Consider the following 20,859-nt stretch of genomic DNA (forward strand, 5'->3'; position numbering starts at 1 on the left):
CTCCGTGGCTGAGTTGGACAGACCTTAAGCCCGCCCTCGCGCGGGGTTCAAGAGCTAAGGCGGACGGCAGAGGGGAAAGATTTTCATCGAATTAAGGGATTAGCGATTTGGCAACCTGTGTCTGCGACTCTGTCGGCAGGGTGAAAATACAGATCAGTGGGTGGATCATGGCTTACCAGACTCCGGGCGCGGGGGCGCTCAACTACTATCCCTGCCGTTATGGCGCCTCGAAACTCCTGTTCCGCGGGCCGAAAAAGGATCTCGACAGGCCCTATGTCGCCTTCGTCGGCGGCACGGAAACCTATGGAAAATTCGTCGACCGTCCCTTTCCCGACCTGGCGGCGGCGGGGCTGGGCGTCGACACGCTCAATCTCGGCTGCGTCAATGCGGGGATCGACGTCTTCCTCAACGACAGGACCGTCCTCGACCTCTGCCGCGCGGCGGCGCTGACGGTCTTGCAGGTTCCGGGGGCACAGAACATGTCGAACCGCTTCTACGCGGTGCATCCGCGGCGCAATGATCGCTTCCTGCGCGCCTCGCCCCTGTTGCAGACGCTCTACGGGGAGATCGATTTCACCGATATCAACTTTACGCGGCATCTGCTCCAGGCGCTTGCGCGTGCATCGGGGGAAAGGTTCGCGATCGTGCGCCAGGAATTGCGCCACGCCTGGGTGGCCCGAATGCGCCACATGACGCAAACGCTCCGCGGCAACGTCCTTCTCCTGTGGCTCTCCGACCATGCGCCGGACGATATGCGCCGCTGCGACCGGCTGGGGAGCGATCCGCTTTTCGTCACCCGCGCGATGCTGGAGGAGATCCGGCCGGCGGTGAAGGGTCTGGTGGAGGTGGTCGGCACGCGGGAGGAGGTCGCGCAGGGTTGCGACCGGATGATCCGGTCCGATCTCGACGCTCCGGCGGCCCGCGAGATGCTTGGTCCGGTGGTGCAGGAAAAGGCTGCGGCCGTGTTGCAGGACGCGCTGGCGCGCTTGCTCTGACCGCGGGGGGTATCACGACGAAAAGGCCCGCCACGAGGCGGGCCTTTCGGATTGATCTATGGGCGCTCACCGCGCTCAGAGCTTCCCGGTGAGTTCGGGGAGGGCGTCGAAGAGGTCTGCGACGAGGCCGTAGTCTGCGACCTGGAAGATCGGGGCCTCCTCGTCCTTGTTGATCGCGACGATGACCTTGCTGTCCTTCATGCCGGCGAGGTGCTGGATCGCGCCGGAGATGCCGACGGCGATATAGAGCTCGGGCGCGACCACCTTGCCGGTCTGGCCGACCTGGAGATCGTTCGGCGCATAGCCCGAATCCACCGCCGCGCGGGAGGCGCCCACCGCTGCGCCGAGCTTGTCGGCCAGGCTTTCGACGATCGCGAAATTCTCCTCCGACCCGAGCCCGCGCCCGCCCGAGACCACGATCTTCGCCGAGGTCAGCTCCGGCCGGTCGCTCTCGGCCACCTTGTCCTCCACGAAGGCCGACAGGCCGCTGTCGCCCGCGCCCGAGACGCTCTCCACCGGCGCCGGGCCGCCGCTGCCGGCGGCCTCGAAGCTCGAGGTGCGGAAGGTGATAACCTTCTTTTCATCTTTCGAGCGTATCGTCTGGACAGCGTTGCCCGCATAGACCGGGCGCGTGAAGGTTTCGGCATCCACGACGGAGGTGACATCGGTGAGGACCATCACATCGAGCAGCGCGGCCACCCGCGGCAGCACGTTCTTGCCCGTGGTCGTGGCGGGGGCGACGATATGAGCGTAATCGCCCGCCAGCGAGACGATCAGCCCGGCCAGCGGCTCGGCCAGCCCGTGGGCATAGGCGGCATCCTCCGCGAGGAGCACCTTCGCGACGCCCGCGATCCCGGCAGCGGCCTCTCCGGCCGCGGCGGGGCCGCAGACCAGCAGCGTCACCTCCCCGAGGCTCGCGGCGGCGGTGACCGCCTTCGCGGTGGCATCCGGGGCGAGCTCCCCGCCCGCAACTTCGGCAAGACACAGAACGGCCATCAGACGAGCCCTCCTTCCTTGAGTTTCGCGACAAGTTCGTCGACGGAGCCGACCCGGACCCCGGCGGCCCGCGCCGGCGGCTCCGCGGTCGCCACCACCGTCAGGCGGGGGGAGGTGTCGACGCCGTAATCGGCGGCCGTCTTCTCCTCGAGCGGCTTCTTCTTCGCCTTCATGATGTTCGGCAGGGAGGCATAGCGCGGCTCGTTGAGGCGCAGGTCGGTGGTGACGATCGCCGGCAGCGGCACGGAGATGGTCTGCAACCCGCCGTCGACCTCGCGGGTCACCACGGCCTTGCCGTCTCCGACCTTCACCTCGGAGGCGAAGGTCGCCTGGCCCCAGCCCAGCAGCGCGGCCAGCATCTGCCCGGTGGCGTTCATGTCGTTGTCGATCGCCTGCTTGCCGAGGATCACCAGATCGGGGCTCTCCGCCTCCGCCACCTTCGCGAGGATCTTCGCCACGGCGAGCGGCTCGATCTCCACGCCCTGCGCCTCCTCCACGAGGATCGCCCGGTCCGCCCCCATCGCGAGCGCGTTGCGCAGCGTGTCCGTCGCCTTCTTCTCCCCGATCGACACGACCACAACCTCGGTCGCAACACCCGCCTCCTTCAGCCGGATCGCCTCCTCCACCGCGATCTCGTCGAACGGGTTCATCGACATCTTCACATTCGCAAGATCGACACCCGTGCCGTCCGCCTTAACCTTAACCTTCACGTTGTAGTCGATCACCCGTTTGACGGGCACCAATACCTTCATGGCGTAAACTCCCTAATGTCGTCGCCGCCCGGCGCGCGGGGGCATCAAGCTCTCCGGCAATTTTCTTAGCTCTTTGCGGACGCAGAAGACACCCCCAAAACGTCGGATATGCCGGGCAGGACGCGACGTTCGGGGCGAACCGAACGTCCGCGGGGCGGGATCAGCGGTTCGCTCCGGGCACCCAGAGCACGTCCTGGGCGCCGTTGCCGTTCGCCGCGCGCGCGGCCACGAAGAACCAGTCGGAGAGGCGATTGAGATATTTCACTGCGGCAGCATTCACCTCTTCGGCCGAGGCAAGCTCGACCGTGCGCCGCTCCGCCCGCCGGGCGACCGTGCGGCACAGGTGCAGATGCGCGGCCAGCGCCGAACCGCCGGGCAGGACGAAGGAGCGCAGGGCCGCGAGGTCCCGGTTCATCGCATCGATCTCGCGTTCGAGGCGGTCGACCTGTTCGGCGACCATGCGCAGCGGCGGATGTTTCGCCTCCGCATCCTGTCCGGGATCCGGCCGGCACAGGTCGGCGCCGAGATCGAAAAGGTCGTTCTGGATCCGCGAGAGCGCGGCATCGACATCGCCTTCGGCGTGGAGCCGGGCCAGTCCGAGCGCCGCATTCACCTCATCCACGGTCCCATAGGCCTCGACCCGCCTGTCGTATTTCGGCACCCGAGTGCCGTTTCCGAGGGCGGTATCGCCGGCATCGCCGGTGCGCGTGTAGATCTTGTTCAGGACGACCATGTCAGTTCCCCGATTTGCGAAGGGCCACGAAGATCACCACGAGGATGACGACGCCGAGCTGGGCGGCGATGCGGGCCTGCATGAGTTTGTTGGAGCGTTTCGCGCCTTCGGCCCCGCCGCGTCCGAACTGGCCTATGCCGAACGCGAGGATCAGCAGGACGATCAGGCAGCCGGCGCCGATGACGTAGAGAAATGACTCGGACATTGCGGTTCCTTTCTGGCTTCTGGCTCAGGACATAGCCCGTTCGGGTGCGTCGCCCAAGCCACGATTGCGATCTAGATCCGGCCCATGAGCCGGTCGCTGAGCCCTTGCGGCAGCAGACGGCGGGAGAGGGCGGCGACATAGGTGGGCGTGGTGACGTAATAGCGCGCGCGCGGGCGGCGCGCCTCCAGCGCCTTCAGGAGCTTTCGGCTCACCGCCTCGGGGCCGAGCTCGAACGGATCGGGTTTCGAGGTTTCGGCGGCCTTGTAGAGCCGCGGGACGAGGGTCGTGCGATACTGGTCGGCGCGGGCGGAGGACTGCCAGTCGATCCATCGGTCGAACTGGCGCCGCGCGTTGAGGCGAAAGGCGGTGCCGATGGGGCCGGGCTCGATCAGGATCGGATGGATGCCGGTGCCGCGCATCTCGAGGCGCAGCGTGTCGGTCAGGCCCTCGAGGGCGAATTTCGTGGCGTTGTAGCTGCCGCGCCAGGGCATCGCGACGAGGCCGAGGACGGAAGAGCATTGAACGATCCGGCCGTGACCCTGCGCGCGCATCACCGGAATAACGCGGCGCGTGAGGTCGTGCCAGCCGAACAGGTTCGCCTCGAAATTCCGGCGCAGCGCCGCGACGGGAAGATCCTCGACCGCCGCGGGGATCGCATAGGCCCCGTTGTTGAAGAGCGCGTCGAGCCTGCCGCCGGTGCGTGCCATCGCCTCCTCGAAGCCCTCCGCGATGGAGGCGGGGTCTTCGTAGTCGAGGCGAACGCTCTCGAATCCTTCGGAGGTCAACCGGTCGGCATCCGCCTGCGCCCGGCAGGCGGCGAGGACGCGCCAGCCACGGGTCTTCAGATATCCTGCGGCATGACGGCCGATGCCGGAGGAACAGCCGGTGATGAGGATGGATTTCACGAAAGACCTCCCGCACGGATGGCGGAAGGCTTACTGCATCGGGGGCGGCGCGAAAACCGCCTACTCGCCGTAGTCGGTCAGAAAACGCGCGGCCATATAGCCTTCGATCCCGTCGCCCTCGATCCGGATCTTCACCCAGCCGGTGCCGGTGTCCTCGACGACCTGCACGATGTCGGTGCGGACGACCTGGTCGAGTACGGGATTGGCGGTCGAGGGACCGGAGCGCACGTTGACCCGCGAGGCGGTGACCTCGCGCAGGTCTTCCGCCGCTTTCTTCCGGTCGGCGGCGTCCGGCTTGACGAGGGCCGCGAGCTTTTCCGGATCGCTCACATGCGTGGTCGCCGTCGCGGGCGTCACCGGGACGGGACCCGCCGCGGTCTGCGCGACCGCGGGCCGGGCGCCGTCATAGCTTGCCATCTGCACGAGCCCGTCGGGGGCGGGGGCGTCGTTGACGCGGTCGGGCGCCGGCTCCTTCTGGACGCGCATCTCTGCGAGCGTGGGGACATAGTCGCCCTGGCGGAGGGACTGGCCTGCGAAAGCGGTCTTCAGGGTGTCCCCGAGCGTCGCGACGACCGAGGTCCGCCCTGTCTTCCGGGCGTCCCAGGCGGCCTGTTCCTCGGGCGAAAGATCGCTGCCGCAGATGGTGAAAGCGGCGTAAAGTCCCGCAAGGGTGAGTGCGGTCAGACGCAACATACCGTGTCCCTCAATACCTTTGAACGCATGGTCATTCTAAGCGATTCTACGCGCATCGGCGGGGGAAAGTTCCGAAAAACTTGCCATTTCCGATTTTACCGTCTTCGGAGGCACCGCGGCGGGAAGGTGCGGCTTGCCGCAGGCGGGGGGCGGTAGTATTCAGATCCCATGAGCAGTGATTTGACCCAAGATCCCGACAATGCCGGGGGCCCCCTCGCGGAGTCCTTCGAACCGCTGCGCCGTGCCATTGGCGAGCGCTATCTTCAATATGCGCTCTCGACGATCATGCATCGCGCGCTTCCGGACGCGCGCGACGGGCTGAAGCCCGTGCACCGGCGCATCCTCTATGCGATGCGCGAGCTGCGCCTCTCCTCGAACGGGGGATTCCGTAAGTCGGCGAAGATCTCGGGCGATGTGATGGGCAATTACCACCCGCACGGCGACACCGCGATCTATGACGCGATGGCGCGTCTCGCGCAGGATTTCAACGTCCGCTATCCGTTGGTCGACGGGCAGGGCAACTTCGGCAATATCGACGGCGACAATCCGGCGGCCTCGCGCTACACCGAGGCGCGGATGACCATCGCCGCGGAGGCGCTGCTCGAGGGGCTGAGCGAGGATGCGGTCGATTTTCGCGACAATTACGACGGGACGCTGCGCGAGCCGGAGGTGCTTCCGGCGGCCTTTCCGAACCTTCTGGCCAACGGTGCCGCGGGGATCGCGGTGGGCATGGCCACGAACATTCCGCCGCACAATATCTCCGAGCTGATCGATGCCTCGCTGCACATGATCCGGACGCCGGACGTGCGTGACGACACGCTGCTGAACTACGTCCGGGGCCCGGATTTCCCGACCGGCGGCATCATCGTCGAGCCGCGCGAGAGCATGGCGAAGACCTATGCCACGGGGCGCGGATCGTTCCGCCTGCGCGCGAAATGGGAAGTCGAGGATCTGGGCCGCGGCGTCTGGCAGATCGTGGTGACGGAGATCCCCTATCAGGTCCAGAAATCGAAGCTCATCGAGAAGCTCGCGGAACTGATCCAGACGAAGAAAGTGCCGATCCTCGCCGACGTGCGCGACGAGAGCGCCGAGGACATCCGCGTGATCCTCGAGCCGAAGTCGAAGAATGTCGATCCCGAAGTGCTGATGAGCACGCTCTTCCGCAACTCGGACCTCGAGACACGTTTCTCGCTCAACATGAACGTGCTGATCGACGGGCGCACGCCGAAAGTGTGTTCGCTCAAGGAAGTGCTGCGCGCCTGGCTCGACCACCGGCGCGTGGTGCTGCAACGCCGCTCGCAGCATCGGCTGGAGAAGATCGACCACCGGCTCGAGGTGCTCGAAGGCTTCATCATCGCCTTCCTGAACCTCGATCGGGTGATCGACATCATCCGCTACGACGACGATCCGAAGGCCGCGCTGATGGCCGAGGACTGGGGCCGCGACGTAGCGCGCGCGATGTCGGAAAAGGAGTATGTCTCGCCGCTGCCTGCCAGGGAAGGGCAGGGCGAACTGACCGAGGTGCAGGCCGAGGCGATCCTCAACATGCGCCTGCGCAGTTTGCGCCGTCTCGAGGAGATCGAGCTGATCGGGGAGCGCGACGCGCTTCTGGAGGAGAAGGAGGGCCTTGTCGCGCTGCTCGGCTCGGAGGAGCGGCAGTGGGACCGGATCTCCGAGGAGCTCCGGGAGACGAAGAAGAAATTCGGCAAGGACTACGACCGCGGCCAGCGCCTGACGCAATTCGCCGAGGCCGCGGAGGTCGAGGACGTCCCGCTCGAGGCGATGATCGAGCGCGAGCCGATCACCGTCGTGCTGTCGCAGATGGGCTGGATCCGGGCCATGTCCGGCCATATCGACCTGACGCGCGAGCTGAAGTTCAAGGACGGCGACGGGCCGCGGTTCATCTTCCATGCGGAGACGACGGACAAGTTGTTGATGATGGGGTCGAACGGGCGCTTCTATACGCTGTCGGCGGCGAACCTTCCGGGCGGGCGCGGCATGGGCGAGCCGGTGCGGCTGATGGTCGACCTGCCCAACGAGGCGGACATCGTCGACATTTTCGCCCATGATCCCGAGGGCAAGCTGCTCGTCGCCTCGAACGCCGGCAACGGGTTCCAGATCGCCGAAAGGGATGTGGTGGCGCAGACCCGTTCGGGCAAGCAGGTTCTGAACGTGAAGGACGAGGAAAAGGCCGTCGTGGTGCACCGCGTGCGCGGCGATCATGTTGCCATCGTGTCGCAAAACCGCCGCTTCCTCGTCTTCCCGCTGTCCGAAGTGCCGGAACTCGGCCGCGGCAAGGGGGTGCGGTTGCAGAAATACAACCAGGCACGCGGAGCGCAGGGCACGCTGGAGCTCGATGGCGGCCTGTCGGATCTGACGACCTTCAACCTCGAGGAGGGGCTGAGCTGGACCATGGGCGGCGGCAACACCCGGACCGAACGCGACCTGGGCCCGTGGCTCGGCAAGCGTGCCGGGGTGGGACGGCAGCCGCCGCATGGCTTCCCGCGCAACAACAGGTTCACCTGACCGGCAGATCACGTTCACGAGGGCCATGGGTATGGCGCAACTTCTGAAAACCGAGTTCGAGGGGCGGCTCGGCCCGCTCCTCTCGCTCTCGCTCTGGACCGGGGCGCTGTCGGTGGTGACGCTCGGCTTCTATCGCTTCTGGATGAAGACCCGGCTCAGGCGGCATTTCTGGTCGGCGGTGCGGCCGGGCGGCACGCCGCTCGAATATGTCGGGCGCGGGATCGAGAAATTCACCGGCTTCCTCGTCGCGCTCGTCATCCTCGCACTGCTGATCGGGGTCGTCGCGCTCTCGCTCCTCTTTGCGTCCTACGCCCTGTTCCAGGAGGAGTTCGAGGCCTGGCTCGTCGCCGCCGCACTGGCCGTGCCGCTGATCTTCTTCGCGTCCTACCGTGCGAAACGCTATGTCTACGCGCGCACCCGTTGGCGGGGCATCCGCTTCGGGCTCGATCCCGCCGCCGGGCGCTATGCGTTGCACGCGACGGGGCATCTTGTGCTCACCCTGCTGACGCTCGGCGCGCTCTGGCCGCGCATGACCTTCAAGCTCGAGCAATTCCGCGTCGACCGCACCTGGTTCGGCACGGCGCGGCTGCACCAGGGCGGGCGATGGAGCGCGCTCCTGCCGCCCTTTCTTCCGGCGCTTCTGTCGGGCTGGGCAGCGATCGCGCTGATCGTGAATGCCTTCGTGTTACAGGAACCATTCGTCGTCGGCGCCGCGGGAGACGGGGGGCGGGAGATCCGGGCGATTTCCGGCGCGCTCGGCCTCGGCTGCGTCGCGGCTTTGGCCTATCTGCGCTACCGCGTGGTCGCGCTGCGCTACATGGCGGGGCACAAGACGGCCGGCGGCGTCGGACTGATCTCCACCGCCTCCTTCCCGCGGGTCCTGTGGCTGAACCTGTCGGGCTATGTCCTGACCAACGTCTTCACCACGCTCGCCTCCCTCGCGGTCGCCGCCGCCGCCTCGACCGTGCTGCTCCTCGTCTATCCGGGGCTGCGGGATCTCGGCATCTTCGCGAGCGGCGCCGTCGCAGACGGAGAGGTGGGCGGCGGCGACGGTCTGCCGTCTCCCGAGGCCGCGCTCGCCTTCGCGCTCTTCCTCTACATGTCCACGCTCCTGTTCTTCGCGGTCTTTCGCCAGACCTTCGTGCTTTTTCCGGTCTGGCGGCATTATTCGGAAACCCTCACCATCACCGGGGCAGAGCATTTTCGCGAGATCGGCCAGCGCGGGCGGGACGAGGCGGGCGAGGCCGAGGGCATGGCCGAGGCTTTCGACCTGGGAGCGGCGATATGACGTCCGGTCCCTGGGCTCCGACACCCGAGGGCGTGCCCTGCGATTTCGTCGACGGCCGGACGGCGGAGCGGCATACGGTCTATGTGCAGTTCGACACTGCCGAAGACAGGCTTTCGCTGCGCTGTCGGGGGGACGGGCCGGAGGGAAACCCGCGGAACTGGCCGCTTCCGCACCTGCGCCGGGTCGAGGGACAGTCGCGCCTCGAACGCCGTCGCCAGCGGTTCGGCGTCCTGACCAATGTCCTCACCCCGGAGGCGCGGCTCTATGTCGAGGATCCCGCCCTGCTGTCGCGGATCGAGGCCGCCGCGCCGGATCTCGGGCGCCGCGCGCCGGTCTCCGGGCGCGGACGGCTCGCGGCGCTGATGGCTGGCGCGGTTGCATCGGTAGGGCTCATCGTCCTCGTGCTGATCCCGGCCATCGCCGGCCAGCTCGCCGCGCTCCTGCCCGTGGAGGGGGAGCGCGCGCTGGGGGACCGGACCTACGACCAGATCCGCGCCGCCTTTTCCGAAGACGTCCTGCCGATCCGCGAATGCACCGCCCCGCCCGGCCTCGCGGCCCTCGACCGGATGGAGCGGAAGCTGATCGCGGCGTCCACTCTCTCCCCCGACGCCGTGACGCTGACCGTGCTCGACCTCGATATGGTCAACGCCTTCGCGCTTCCGGGCGGGCGGATCGTCGTCATGCGCGGGCTGATCGACGCTGCGGAGGCGCCCGAGGAGGTCGCCGCGGTCATCGCGCATGAGATGGGCCATGTCGCGCATCGCGATCCGACCCGCCATGCGCTGCGCGCCGTCGGCACGTTCGGCGTCCTTTCGCTCGTCTTCGGTGATTTCGCCGGCGGGACGCTCGTGCTGATGACGGCCAACCAGCTCGTGAACGCGCGCTATTCGCAGGAGGCGGAAAGCGCCGCGGATGCCTATGCCCATGAGATACTGCCGCGCGCGGAGATCTCGCCCGGCGCGCTCGCCCCGCTGTTCGAGCGTCTGCAAGCCGAACAGGGCGAGGCGGGGAGCCTGTCGAGCCACCTGGCGAGCCATCCGCAACTCGGAGACCGCGTCGCGCGCGCCCGTGCCGCCGCCGAAGGTTACACGGGGCCGGGCGTGCCGGTCCTCGTCCCGGCCGATTGGCAGCGCCTGCGCGGGATCTGCGAATGAACGCGCGAAGATTGCCACGGCGCGCCTGTCGCGCTAACCCTTAAGGCCATGACTTAAAGGCCACGACCTTCGGAAGGATGCCTCATGATCTCATTCGCCCGCCATGCCCTCTCTGGCCTGTCGCTCCTCGCTCTCGTCGCCTGCGGCAGTGACGCCGCGAAGGTGACGGCCGAGACGCCGCTCGTCGATCTCGGGGATTTCCGGCTCGGGCACAATGTCGTCATCGCCAAGGATGCGCAGAAGGCGCCGTTCTCGCGCGAGGCGACGGAGGAGGAGATCGAAACGGCGCTTACCGCGACGATCCAGGAGCGGCTCGGTCGCTACGAGGGGGACAAGCTCTATCACATCGGGATCAAGGTGGATGCCTACGGGCTTGCCGCACCGGGCCTGCCGGTGCTGTTCACGCCGAAATCCATCCTCGTGCTCGCGGTGAACATCTGGGACGATTCGCAAAACAGGAAACTGACCGAGAAGCCGAAGGTGATCGTGGTGTTCGAAAGCCTGACTGGCGAGACGGTGATCGGCTCTGGCCTCACCCGCTCGCGGGAGGAACAGCTCGACATCCTGACCCGCAACGCCGCGCTCAAGGTCGAGCGCTGGCTTCAGGAAAACGGCCGGTGGTTCGGTGTCGAACCGATCGCCCCGGAGGGCAGCGAGGCCGACGATGCGCGCGCCGCGCTCGAAGTTCTCGCCCCGGATGCCGTTCCGCCTGCCGCGAATGACAACTGACGCTTGATTTTCCGCTCCGGAGCCAATAACTAGCCCGCGATGTTAATTCCGGGCCAGTGTTCGGCCCTGCAACCCAAGAGGGGCCACGCTATGGCTAAAGGTAAGTTTGAGCGCAACAAACCGCACGTGAACATCGGCACGATCGGCCACGTTGACCACGGGAAGACGACGCTGACGGCGGCGATCACGAAATACTTCGGCGACTTCAAGGCCTACGACCAGATCGACGGCGCGCCGGAAGAGAAGGCGCGCGGGATCACGATTTCGACGGCGCATGTGGAATACGAGACCGAGAACCGGCACTACGCGCACGTGGACTGCCCCGGCCACGCCGACTATGTGAAGAACATGATCACGGGTGCGGCGCAGATGGACGGCGGCATTCTGGTGGTGAACGCGGCCGACGGCCCGATGCCGCAGACCCGTGAGCACATCCTGCTCGCGCGTCAGGTCGGCGTGCCGGCGCTCGTCGTGTTCCTCAACAAGGTCGACCAGGTCGACGACGAGGAGCTTCTGGAGCTCGTGGAGATGGAAGTGCGCGAGCTTCTGTCGGAATACGACTTCCCCGGCGACGACATTCCGATCATCGCGGGGTCGGCTCTGGCCGCGCTCGAAGGCCGTGATCCGGAAATCGGCGAGAACAAGATCCGCGAGCTTCTGGCGGCGGTGGACGAGTATATCCCCGAGCCGGAGCGCGCGGTGGACCAGCCGTTCCTGATGCCGATCGAGGACGTGTTCTCGATCTCCGGCCGCGGCACGGTTGTGACGGGTCGCGTGGAGCGCGGCGTGATCAACGTGGGCGACGAGATCGAGATCGTCGGGATCAAGGACACGAAGAAGACGACCTGCACGGGCGTCGAGATGTTCCGCAAGCTGCTCGACCGCGGGGAAGCGGGCGACAACATCGGCGCGCTGCTGCGCGGCGTGGACCGCGACCAGGTGGAGCGCGGCCAGGTGCTGTGCAAGCCGGGCTCCGTGAAGCCGCACAAGAAGTTCGAATCCGAGGTCTACATCCTGACCAAGGAAGAGGGCGGCCGCCACACGCCGTTCTTCGCGAACTACCGTCCGCAGTTCTACTTCCGGACGACGGACGTGACGGGGACGGTTCAGCTTCCGGACGGGACCGAGATGGTGATGCCGGGCGACAACCTGAAGTTCACGGTTGAGCTGATCGCGCCGATCGCGATGGAAGAGGGCCTGCGCTTCGCCATCCGCGAAGGCGGCCGGACCGTGGGTTCGGGCGTCGTGTCGAAGATCCTCGAGTAAGCTCGGGCTCCGCAAGAGCCTCTGGCGGGTGCGGCCGTCGGTTTGGCACGCCAAAGCGACGAGACGCCCGCCGGTCGGGAACAAGGAAGGGCATCCCAAACGGGGTGCCCTTTTTTGCCATGTCGGCCGATGCCGGCGACCTCCGTGCAGTGAGAGCCGAGGGTCAGGATCGGCAGGCCCCGCCCCGCCGGGGCCTCTTTTCTTTGTCTCCGACCGCGATTCCCGCTTGCAAAGGACGTGACCCTTTCGTATCTCAACGCACGGCCTTAGGGGTATAGCTCAGCTGGTAGAGCGACGGTCTCCAAAACCGTAGGTCGCGGGTTCGAGCCCTGCTGCCCCTGCCATTCCTCCCGCCGCCACGACGACAGCGCGCTCCGGGCGCGGCACCGTCGCGAGGGTTGAAATCGGCACGGTCCTGGCGTACATGCGCCGAAACCTTGAGAGTGCAGGACGAGACCATGGCCAAGACCAACCCGCTTCAGTTCATCCAGCAGACCCGCTCGGAGATCTCGAAGATCGTCTGGCCCACCCGTCGCGAGGTGATGCTGACGACGATCATGGTCTTCATCATGTCGGCGCTGACGGCGACCTTCTTCTTCCTCGTGGATCTCGCGATCCGCACCGGCCTCACCGGATTTCTGAACCTGTTCGGCTGAGCAGGCCACGCCGGACGGCGGTCTCGCGAAAGGAGACCGCGATGCCCGGAGTCTTCGACACGATCACCGACCCGCTGTGCCGCGTTGCAGGGCCGCGAAGATCTTCTTCGTCGCCACCGTGGTGGAACCACGGAGGGGGAGCGCCCGGTGCCGGCTCACCGGTCCGGAGGCGCCGGGCGGGGGCCGAAAGGGTTGAACTTGCGGCGGCGAGCGTATAGAGCGGGCGCACTCTTTCGGACCGGGCGTGCAGCGATTCGCGTTGCGCGCCGCTTTATTGTTCCGGCGAGAGCGTGAAGATTAACGACATCCGGCGCCCTGCCGGAGAGATGAAAAGGCAAAGGCACCATGGCGAAGCGTTGGTATTCGGTGAGCGTTCTCTCGAATTTCGAGAAAAAAGTCGCCGAAGCGATCAAGACGGCTGTGGCGGAAAAGGGCCTTGAGGATCAGATCGAAGAGGTCCTGGTGCCGACCGAGGAGGTCATCGAGGTGCGCCGGGGCAAGAAGGTGACGACCGAGCGTCGCTTCATGCCGGGCTATGTGCTCGTGCGCATGGAGATGACCGACGAGGGCTATCACCTGATCAACTCGATCAACCGGGTGACCGGCTTCCTCGGTTCCTTCGGCAAGCCGATGCCGATGCGCGACAGCGAGGTTGAGGCGATCCTCGGCCGCGTCGAGGAGGGCGCGGAGGCGCCGCGTTCGACCATCACCTTCGAGGTGGGCGAGCAGGTTTCCGTCTCCGAAGGGGCCTTCGAGGGGTTCGACGGCATGGTGGAAGAGGTCGACGAGGCCAACCAGCGCCTCAAGGTCTCCGTCTCGATCTTCGGCCGGGCGACGCCGGTCGAGCTGGAATTCACTCAGGTCAACAAGCGGGCCTGAGGAACGCGCGCGCCGGCTGGCGCGCGAGCCCCGTCGGGGCATGAGCCGTGGGAGGCGAGGGCGACGCGTTGTCCGGACCAGACCACACAACATGAGACCCTGTGAAACGCGTTTCGCAGGGGTTGGAAAGGAAAAGGCCAATGGCTAAGAAACTCGCAGGCACGATGAAGCTGCAAGTGCCCGCCGGTCAGGCGAACCCGTCCCCGCCCGTGGGGCCGGCGCTGGGTCAGCGCGGCATCAACATCATGGAATTCTGCAAGGCGTTCAACGCCAAGACGCAGGACATGGAGCCCGGTGCGCCGTGCCCGACCGTGATCACCTACTACTCCGACAAATCCTTCTCGATGGACATCAAGACGCCGCCGGCGTCGTTCTATCTCAAGAAGGCCGCCGGTCTGAAGCCGGTGGGCAAGCGCAACCGTCCCAAGGGGGCTGCGCTGCCGGGCCGCGAGACCATCGCGACTGTGACCGTCGCGCAGGTGCGCGAGATCGCCGAAGCGAAGATGAAGGATCTGAACGCGAACGACGTCGAGGGCGCGATGCAGATCATCCTCGGCTCCGCGAAATCCATGGGCATCGAGGTGAAGTGATGGCGAAACTTGGCAAACGTACCCGCGCGGCTCGCGAAGCCTTCGTCGGCAAGGAAAACCTCAGCGTCGAGGACGCGCTCGACCTGATCAAGGCGAACGCCACCGCGAAATTCGATGAAACCGTTGAAATCGCGCTGAACCTCGGTGTCGATCCCCGTCACGCCGACCAGATGGTTCGCGGCGTCGTCACCCTGCCCAACGGCACCGGCAAGACCGTCCGCGTCGCTGTCTTCGCCCGTGGCGCGAAGGCTGACGAAGCGCAGGCCGCCGGTGCGGATATCGTCGGTGCCGAAGACCTGATGGAAACGATCCAGGGCGGCACGATCGAGTTCGACCGCTGCATTGCGACCCCGGACATGATGCCGATCGTCGGCCGTCTCGGCAAGATCCTTGGCCCGCGCAACCTGATGCCGAACCCGAAGGTCGGCACCGTGACGATGGACATCAAGGCCGCTGTCGAAGCCGCCAAGGGCGGTGAGGTGCAGTTCAAGGCCGAGAAGGCCGGCGTCGTGCACAGCGGCGTGGGCAAGGCGTCTTTCTCCGCCGAGCAACTGGCGCAGAACATCCGCGCCTTTGTCGATGCCGTCCAGAAGGCGAAGCCGACGGGCGCGAAGGGCACCTACATGAAGAAGGTCTCCCTGTCCTCGACGATGGGTCCGGGCGTGTCCGTCTCGGTGGACTCCGCGACCGGCAACTGATCCGCGCGATCGGCTCCGACACTTTTGAAGGGCGCTCCTCCGGGGGCGCCTTCGCCTTTTCGCCGACTTGACGCTCGTCGTCGATCCGGTATTCTCACGAACGGGCGATCTGCGGGAGGTTTCTGTCGCTCCCATCTTGCCCCGCCCGGCAAACCCCGTTAAACGCAACGAGGCAAACAAGCGTGCGATTCGTCGTGCGCTGATTTGCATTTCGTCCGAGACGGTGGGTGCGGGGGATCTGCCTCGCATAATTCCTGCCCGAGACGGGAAAGACGGCAAGTTTCTCCGGGGTGATCCTCGGGCGACTTTGGCGCGGCCCCGTAACCGGACTTCGAGCCGAGGCCTGCAAGGCCGAGGTAGAATTGAGCCGGGAGGGGCAACCCTCCCATACTTGGAGTAAAACTGTGGATAGAGCACAAAAAGAAAAGGTGATCGAGGAACTCGGTCAGATCTTTGAAAGCTCTGGCGTGGTCGTCGTTGCACACTACGCAGGTCTTACGGTTGCTGAAATGCAGGATCTGCGGGCGCGCATGCGCTCTGCCGGTGGTGCAGTTCGCGTTGCCAAGAACCGGCTCGCCAAAATCGCCCTTGAGGGAACGCCGAACCAACCGATCAGCGATCTTCTCAACGGCATGACCGTTCTCGCCTATTCCGAAGACCCTGTCGCTGCTGCGAAAGTGGTCGTGGATTACGCCAAAGACAACGAGAAACTACAGATTCTCGGTGGCGCAATGGGCGGTGAAGGTCTCGACGTCACAGGTGTTGAGCGTGTTTCCAAGATGCCCTCCCGCGAAGAGCTCCTGGCTCAGATCGCGAGCTGCATCGGCGCACCCGCTTCCAACATCGCCGGCGCGATTGGCGCACCCGCTTCGAACATCGCGGGCATCCTTTCCACGATCGAGGAAAAGGCTGCCTGAGCATCCAAATGCACCTGCGTGGGTTGAAATGGCTCATGTTGGAACACACTTAAACGAACGGAAACAGTACAATGGCTGATCTGAAAAAACTCGCTGAAGAGATCGTTGGTCTCACCCTTCTCGAAGCCCAAGAGCTGAAAGAAATCCTCAAAGAAGAATACGGCATCGAGCCCGCCGCCGGCGGCGCCGTGATGGTGGCCGGCCCGGCCGGCGATGCCGGCGCGGCCGCTGCCGAAGAGAAAACCGAATTCGACGTCGTCCTGAAGGACGCCGGCGCTTCGAAAATCAACGTGATCAAGGAAGTCCGCGGCATCACCGGCCTGGGCCTCAAGGAAGCCAAAGAGCTCGTCGAAGCCGGCGGCAAGATCAAGGAAGGCGCTTCGAAAGAAGAAGCCGAAGAGATCAAGGGCAAACTCGAAGCCGCTGGCGCGACTGTCGAGCTGGCCTGAGGCCTCCGGCCTCCGGGCCAACCCACATGTCAGGCTGGACCCGATTTTTCGGGTCCAGCCGAACCTGTCTTAGGGCAGGCAAACATCCGGACCTGTCTTGGAAAGCTCCCGCCGCCCGGTGCGGGCGGGGGTTTCCCAAGGAGAGGTCGCAGCGGTCGGGAGCCCCCTTTTGGGCAGGGGGCAGGAATAGACCGCGACCCTCTGTTTCGTCAGGGCACATCTCCCGGCACCCAACGGGGCGTGTGGCTCGCGAAAAAGTGAAAAGGTATAGACGCGTATGGCATCGTCCTTCCTTGGCCAGAAACGGCTCCGCAAATACTACGGCAAAATTCGCGAAGTTCTCGAAATGCCGAACCTCATCGAGGTTCAGAAATCCTCCTACGACCTGTTCCTGAAATCCGGCGACGCCTCCGAACCGCAAGACGGCGAAGGCATCAAGGGCGTGTTCCAGTCGGTCTTCCCGATCAAGGATTTCAACGAGACCGCCGTGCTCGAATTCGTGAAATACGAGCTCGAGGCGCCGAAATACGACGTCGAGGAATGCCAGCAGCGCGACATGACCTATTCGGCTCCGCTGAAGGTCACGCTGCGTCTCATCGTGTTCGATGTGGACGAGGACACCGGCGCGAAATCCGTGAAGGACATCAAGGAACAGGACGTGTTCATGGGCGACATGCCCCTGATGACGCCGAACGGCACGTTCATCGTGAACGGCACCGAACGCGTGATCGTCTCCCAGATGCACCGCTCTCCGGGCGTGTTCTTCGATCATGACAAGGGCAAGACCCATTCCTCGGGCAAGCTGCTCTTTGCCTGCCGGATCATCCCCTACCGCGGCTCCTGGCTCGATTTCGAATTCGACGCCAAGGACATCGTCTACGCGCGCATCGACCGTCGCCGCAAGCTGCCGGTGACGACGCTGCTCTACGCGCTCGGCCTCGACCAGGAGGCGATCTGCGATGCCTATTACGACACCGTCGATTACAAGCTCGAGAAGAACAAGGGGTGGGTGACCCGCTTCTTCCCCGAGCGCGTGCGCGGCACCCGTCCGACCTATGACCTCGTCGATGCGGCCACGGGCGAAGTGATCTGCAAGGCGGGCGACAAGATGACCCCGCGCGCGGTCAAGAAGATCCTCGACGAAGGATCGGTGACCGAGCTTCTCGTGCCCTTCGACCGGATCGTGGGCAAGTTCGTCGCGAAAGACATCATCAACGAGGAAAACGGCGCGATCTATGTCGAGGCGGGCGACGAGCTCACCTATGAGATGGACAAGGACGGCACCGTCGTCGGCGGCACGCTCAAGACGTTGCTCGACAACGGGATCACCGAGATCCCGGTCCTCGACATCGACGGCGTGAATGTCGGCGCCTACATCCGCAACACGATGGAAAGCGACAAGAACTGGAACCGCGAGACCGCGCTGATGGACATCTATCGCGTGATGCGTCCGGGCGAGCCGCCGACCGTCGAGGCGGCTTCCACGCTGTTCGACAGCCTGTTCTTCGACAGCGAGCGCTACGACCTGTCGGCCGTGGGTCGCGTGAAGATGAACATGCGCCTCGACCTCGACGCGCCGGACACCCAGCGCACCCTGCGCCGGGAGGACATCGTCGCCTGTATCAAGGCGCTCGTGGAGCTGCGCGACGGCAAGGGTGAGGTGGACGACATCGACCACCTCGGCAACCGCCGCGTCCGCTCCGTCGGCGAGCTGATGGAAAACCAGTATCGCGTCGGCCTCCTGCGGATGGAGCGCGCGATCAAGGAACGCATGTCCTCGGTCGAGATCGACACGGTCATGCCGCAGGATCTCATCAACGCGAAACCGGCCGCCGCCGCGGTGCGCGAATTCTTCGGCTCCTCGCAGCTGTCGCAGTTCATGGACCAGACCAACCCGCTGTCGGAAGTGACGCACAAGCGGCGTCTCTCCGCGCTCGGGCCGGGTGGCCTGACGCGCGAGCGCGCGGGCTTCGAGGTGCGCGACGTCCATATCACCCACTATGGCCGGATGTGCCCGATCGAGACGCCGGAGGGGCCGAACATCGGTCTCATCAACTCGCTCGCGACCTTCGCGCGCGTGAACAAGTACGGCTTCATCGAAACCCCCTATCGCAAGGTCGTCGACGGTCAGGTGACCGACGAAGTGTCCTACATGTCGGCGACCGAGGAAATGCGTCACACCGTGGCGCAGGCGAACGCCAATCTCGATGCCGAGGGCCGGTTCGTGAACGATCTCGTCTCGACCCGCGAGGGTGGCGAGCACGCGCTGAACCCGCCGGCCAACGTGGACCTGATCGACGTGTCGCCGAAACAGCTCGTGTCGGTCGGCGCAGCGCTCATCCCGTTCCTCGAGAATGACGACGCCAACCGCGCCCTGATGGGGGCGAACATGCAGCGTCAGGCCGTGCCGCTCCTGCGGGCCGAGGCGCCGCTCGTCGGCACCGGCATGGAAGGCAAGGTCGCGATCGACTCCGGCGCCGCCATCCAGGCGCGTCGGGCAGGCGTGATCGACCAGGTCGACGCGACCCGCGTCGTGATCCGGGCGACCGAGGATCTGGAGCCGGGCGATCCGGGCGTGGACATCTACCGTCTGCGCAAGTTCCAGCGCTCGAACCAGAACACCTGCATCAACCAGCGTCCGCTGGTGAAGGTGGGTCAGGAAGTCGCGAAGGGCGAGGTCATCGCCGACGGTCCGTCCACGGACATGGGTGAACTCGCGCTCGGCAAGAACGTGATCGTCGCCTTCATGCCGTGGAACGGCTACAACTACGAGGACTCGATCCTGATCTCCGAGCGCATCGCGCGTGACGACGTCTTCACCTCGGTCCATATCGAGGAATTCGAAGTCGCCGCCCGCGACACGAAGCTCGGGCCGGAAGAGATCACCCGCGACATCCCGAACGTCGGCGAGGAAGCCCTGCGCAACCTCGACGAGGCGGGCATCGTCTATATCGGCGCCCATGTGGAGCCGGGTGACATTCTCGTCGGTAAGATCACGCCGAAGGGCGAGAGCCCGATGACGCCGGAGGAAAAACTCCTGCGCGCCATCTTCGGCGAGAAGGCATCCGACGTGCGGGACACTTCGCTGCGCGTGAAGCCGGGCGATTACGGCACGGTCGTGGAAGTGCGCGTCTTCAACCGTCACGGCGTGGAGAAGGACGAGCGCAGCCTCCAGATCGAGCGTGAGGAAATCGAACGTCTCGCCCGCGACCGCGACGACGAGATGGCGATCCTCGAGCGCAATATCTATGCCCGTCTGAAAGACCTCATTCTCGGCAAGGTCGCCGTGAAGGGTCCGAAGGGCGTGCGTCCGAACGTCACGATCGACGAGGACCTGCTCGGCCAGCTCTCCAAGGGCCAGTGGTGGCAGCTCGCCCTCGAGGACGAGACCGACGCGCAGATCGTCGAGGCCCTGAACGCGCAATACGAGGCGCAGAAACGGGCACTCGAGCACCGCTTCGAGGACAAGGTGGAGAAGGTCCGTCGCGGCGACGACCTGCCGCCGGGCGTGATGAAGATGGTCAAGGTCTTCATCGCGGTGAAGCGCAAGCTTCAGCCGGGCGACAAGATGGCCGGCCGCCACGGGAACAAGGGGGTCATCTCCCGCGTCGTTCCCATGGAGGACATGCCCTTCCTCGCGGACGGCACACCGGTCGACTTCTGCCTCAACCCGCTCGGCGTGCCTTCGCGGATGAACGTCGGTCAGATCCTCGAGACCCACATGGGCTGGGCCTCGCGCGGTCTCGGTCTCCAGGTCGACGAGGCGCTGGCCGAATATCGCCGCTCCGGTGACATGACCCCGGTCCGTGACGCGCTGAAATTCGTCTACGGTGAAGAGGTCTACGACGAAGGCTTCGCGCCGATGGACGACGACCACCTCATCGAGGCGGCGGGCAATGTCACGCGCGGCGTGCCGATCGCGACGCCGGTCTTCGACGGTGCGAAAGAGGCCGATATCAACGACGCTCTGACGCGGGCCGGGTTCGACACCTCCGCGCAGTCCGACCTTTACGATGGCCGCACGGGCGAGAAATTCTCCCGCAAGGTCACGGTGGGCATGAAATACCTGCTCAAGCTGCATCACCTGGTGGATGACAAGATCCACGCCCGTTCCACGGGTCCGTACTCCCTCGTCACCCAGCAGCCGCTCGGGGGCAAGGCGCAGTTCGGCGGTCAGCGCTTCGGGGAGATGGAGGTCTGGGCGCTCGAAGCCTATGGGGCCGCCTACACCTTGCAGGAGATGCTCACGGTCAAGTCGGACGACGTGGCGGGCCGTGCGAAGGTCTACGAGTCGATCGTCAAGGGCGAAGACAACTTCGAGGCCGGCGTGCCGGAATCCTTCAACGTGCTCGTGAAGGAAGTCCGCGGCCTCGGCCTCAACATGGAACTCCTGGACTCGGAGGGAGAGGAGTGAGGGCTCCGGCCCTT

The 20,859-nt window shown here is 65.4% G+C and carries 19 protein-coding genes and 1 tRNA gene; 14 read left to right on the plus strand and 6 right to left on the minus strand.

Annotated elements, in window-relative coordinates:
• Positions 1-167 precede the first annotated feature (167 nt).
• On the plus strand, positions 168-995 hold the full coding sequence (locus P73_RS03175) for a DUF6473 family protein (RefSeq protein ID WP_043868422.1): 828 nt from the start codon (positions 168-170) through the stop codon (positions 993-995).
• 75 nt (positions 996-1,070) lie between these two features.
• On the opposite strand, the gene P73_RS03180 is transcribed toward P73_RS03175, so the two are convergent.
• The 6 genes from P73_RS03180 to P73_RS24245 form a co-directional block, all read right to left on the minus strand.
• Entirely contained in the window at positions 1,071-1,991 is a 921-nt protein-coding gene (locus tag P73_RS03180) for an electron transfer flavoprotein subunit alpha/FixB family protein (protein ID WP_043868423.1), read from the minus strand.
• Positions 1,991-2,743, minus strand: coding sequence for an electron transfer flavoprotein subunit beta/FixA family protein (locus P73_RS03185; RefSeq protein ID WP_043868424.1), 753 nt, complete (start codon positions 2,741-2,743; stop codon positions 1,991-1,993). The genes P73_RS03180 and P73_RS03185 overlap by 1 nt, the downstream gene beginning before the upstream one ends.
• Before the next feature lie 160 nt (positions 2,744-2,903).
• Positions 2,904-3,476, minus strand: coding sequence for a cob(I)yrinic acid a,c-diamide adenosyltransferase (locus P73_RS03190; RefSeq protein WP_043868425.1), 573 nt, complete (start codon positions 3,474-3,476; stop codon positions 2,904-2,906).
• Between the two features lies 1 nt (position 3,477).
• Positions 3,478-3,681, minus strand: a complete 204-nt coding sequence (locus P73_RS03195) for a twin transmembrane helix small protein (protein WP_043868426.1) — start codon at positions 3,679-3,681, stop codon at positions 3,478-3,480.
• Between the two features lie 71 nt (positions 3,682-3,752).
• The gene (locus tag P73_RS03200) at positions 3,753-4,586 is read right to left on the minus strand and encodes an SDR family NAD(P)-dependent oxidoreductase (RefSeq protein ID WP_043868427.1); all 834 of its coding nucleotides are present in this window, start codon (positions 4,584-4,586) and stop codon (positions 3,753-3,755) included.
• Positions 4,587-4,646: 60 nt separating this feature from the next.
• Complete coding sequence (locus P73_RS24245; RefSeq protein ID WP_052453015.1) at positions 4,647-5,279, minus strand: SH3 domain-containing protein; 633 nt, start codon at positions 5,277-5,279, stop codon at positions 4,647-4,649.
• 168 nt (positions 5,280-5,447) lie between these two features.
• On the opposite strand from P73_RS24245, the gene P73_RS03210 reads away from it, so the two are divergent.
• The 13 genes from P73_RS03210 (at position 5,448) to rpoB (ending at position 20,845) form a co-directional block, all read left to right on the plus strand.
• The gene (locus P73_RS03210) at positions 5,448-7,805 is read left to right on the plus strand and encodes a DNA topoisomerase IV subunit A (protein WP_043868428.1); all 2,358 of its coding nucleotides are present in this window, start codon (positions 5,448-5,450) and stop codon (positions 7,803-7,805) included.
• Positions 7,806-7,836: 31 nt separating this feature from the next.
• The gene (locus P73_RS03215) at positions 7,837-9,093 is read left to right on the plus strand and encodes a DUF898 family protein (RefSeq protein WP_043868429.1); all 1,257 of its coding nucleotides are present in this window, start codon (positions 7,837-7,839) and stop codon (positions 9,091-9,093) included.
• Positions 9,090-10,247: a M48 family metallopeptidase gene (locus tag P73_RS03220; RefSeq protein WP_052453016.1), complete on the plus strand. Its 1,158-nt coding sequence runs from the start codon at positions 9,090-9,092 to the stop codon at positions 10,245-10,247. Before P73_RS03215 ends, P73_RS03220 begins: the two co-directional genes overlap by 4 nt.
• Before the next feature lie 84 nt (positions 10,248-10,331).
• The gene (locus P73_RS03225) at positions 10,332-10,976 is read left to right on the plus strand and encodes a hypothetical protein (protein ID WP_043868430.1); all 645 of its coding nucleotides are present in this window, start codon (positions 10,332-10,334) and stop codon (positions 10,974-10,976) included.
• Between the two features lie 90 nt (positions 10,977-11,066).
• Positions 11,067-12,242 carry an elongation factor Tu gene (gene tuf, locus P73_RS03230; RefSeq protein ID WP_043868431.1) on the plus strand — a complete coding sequence of 392 codons (1,176 nt, stop codon included), beginning with the start codon at positions 11,067-11,069 and terminating at the stop codon, positions 12,240-12,242.
• 268 nt (positions 12,243-12,510) lie between these two features.
• A tRNA-Trp gene (locus tag P73_RS03235) sits at positions 12,511-12,586 on the plus strand.
• 114 nt (positions 12,587-12,700) lie between these two features.
• A complete protein-coding gene (secE, locus tag P73_RS03240; RefSeq protein ID WP_043868432.1) occupies positions 12,701-12,898 on the plus strand; it encodes a preprotein translocase subunit SecE in 198 nt (65 codons plus the stop codon).
• Between the two features lie 345 nt (positions 12,899-13,243).
• Positions 13,244-13,777: a transcription termination/antitermination protein NusG gene (nusG, locus tag P73_RS03245; RefSeq protein ID WP_043868433.1), complete on the plus strand. Its 534-nt coding sequence runs from the start codon at positions 13,244-13,246 to the stop codon at positions 13,775-13,777.
• A gap of 140 nt (positions 13,778-13,917) precedes the next feature.
• Positions 13,918-14,367: a 50S ribosomal protein L11 gene (rplK, locus tag P73_RS03250; RefSeq protein WP_043868434.1), complete on the plus strand. Its 450-nt coding sequence runs from the start codon at positions 13,918-13,920 to the stop codon at positions 14,365-14,367.
• A complete protein-coding gene (gene rplA, locus P73_RS03255; protein ID WP_043868435.1) occupies positions 14,367-15,065 on the plus strand; it encodes a 50S ribosomal protein L1 in 699 nt (232 codons plus the stop codon). The genes rplK and rplA overlap by 1 nt, the downstream gene beginning before the upstream one ends.
• A gap of 404 nt (positions 15,066-15,469) precedes the next feature.
• Complete coding sequence (rplJ, locus tag P73_RS03260; RefSeq protein WP_043871356.1) at positions 15,470-15,982, plus strand: 50S ribosomal protein L10; 513 nt, start codon at positions 15,470-15,472, stop codon at positions 15,980-15,982.
• Between the two features lie 71 nt (positions 15,983-16,053).
• Entirely contained in the window at positions 16,054-16,431 is a 378-nt protein-coding gene (gene rplL, locus P73_RS03265) for a 50S ribosomal protein L7/L12 (RefSeq protein WP_043868436.1), read from the plus strand.
• Between the two features lie 277 nt (positions 16,432-16,708).
• Positions 16,709-20,845, plus strand: coding sequence for a DNA-directed RNA polymerase subunit beta (gene rpoB, locus P73_RS03270; RefSeq protein WP_043868437.1), 4,137 nt, complete (start codon positions 16,709-16,711; stop codon positions 20,843-20,845).
• Positions 20,846-20,859: the final 14 nt, after the last annotated feature.

Source organism: Celeribacter indicus (genome assembly GCF_000819565.1).
In the GTDB taxonomy this organism is placed as follows: Bacteria; Pseudomonadota; Alphaproteobacteria; order Rhodobacterales; family Rhodobacteraceae; genus Celeribacter; species Celeribacter indicus.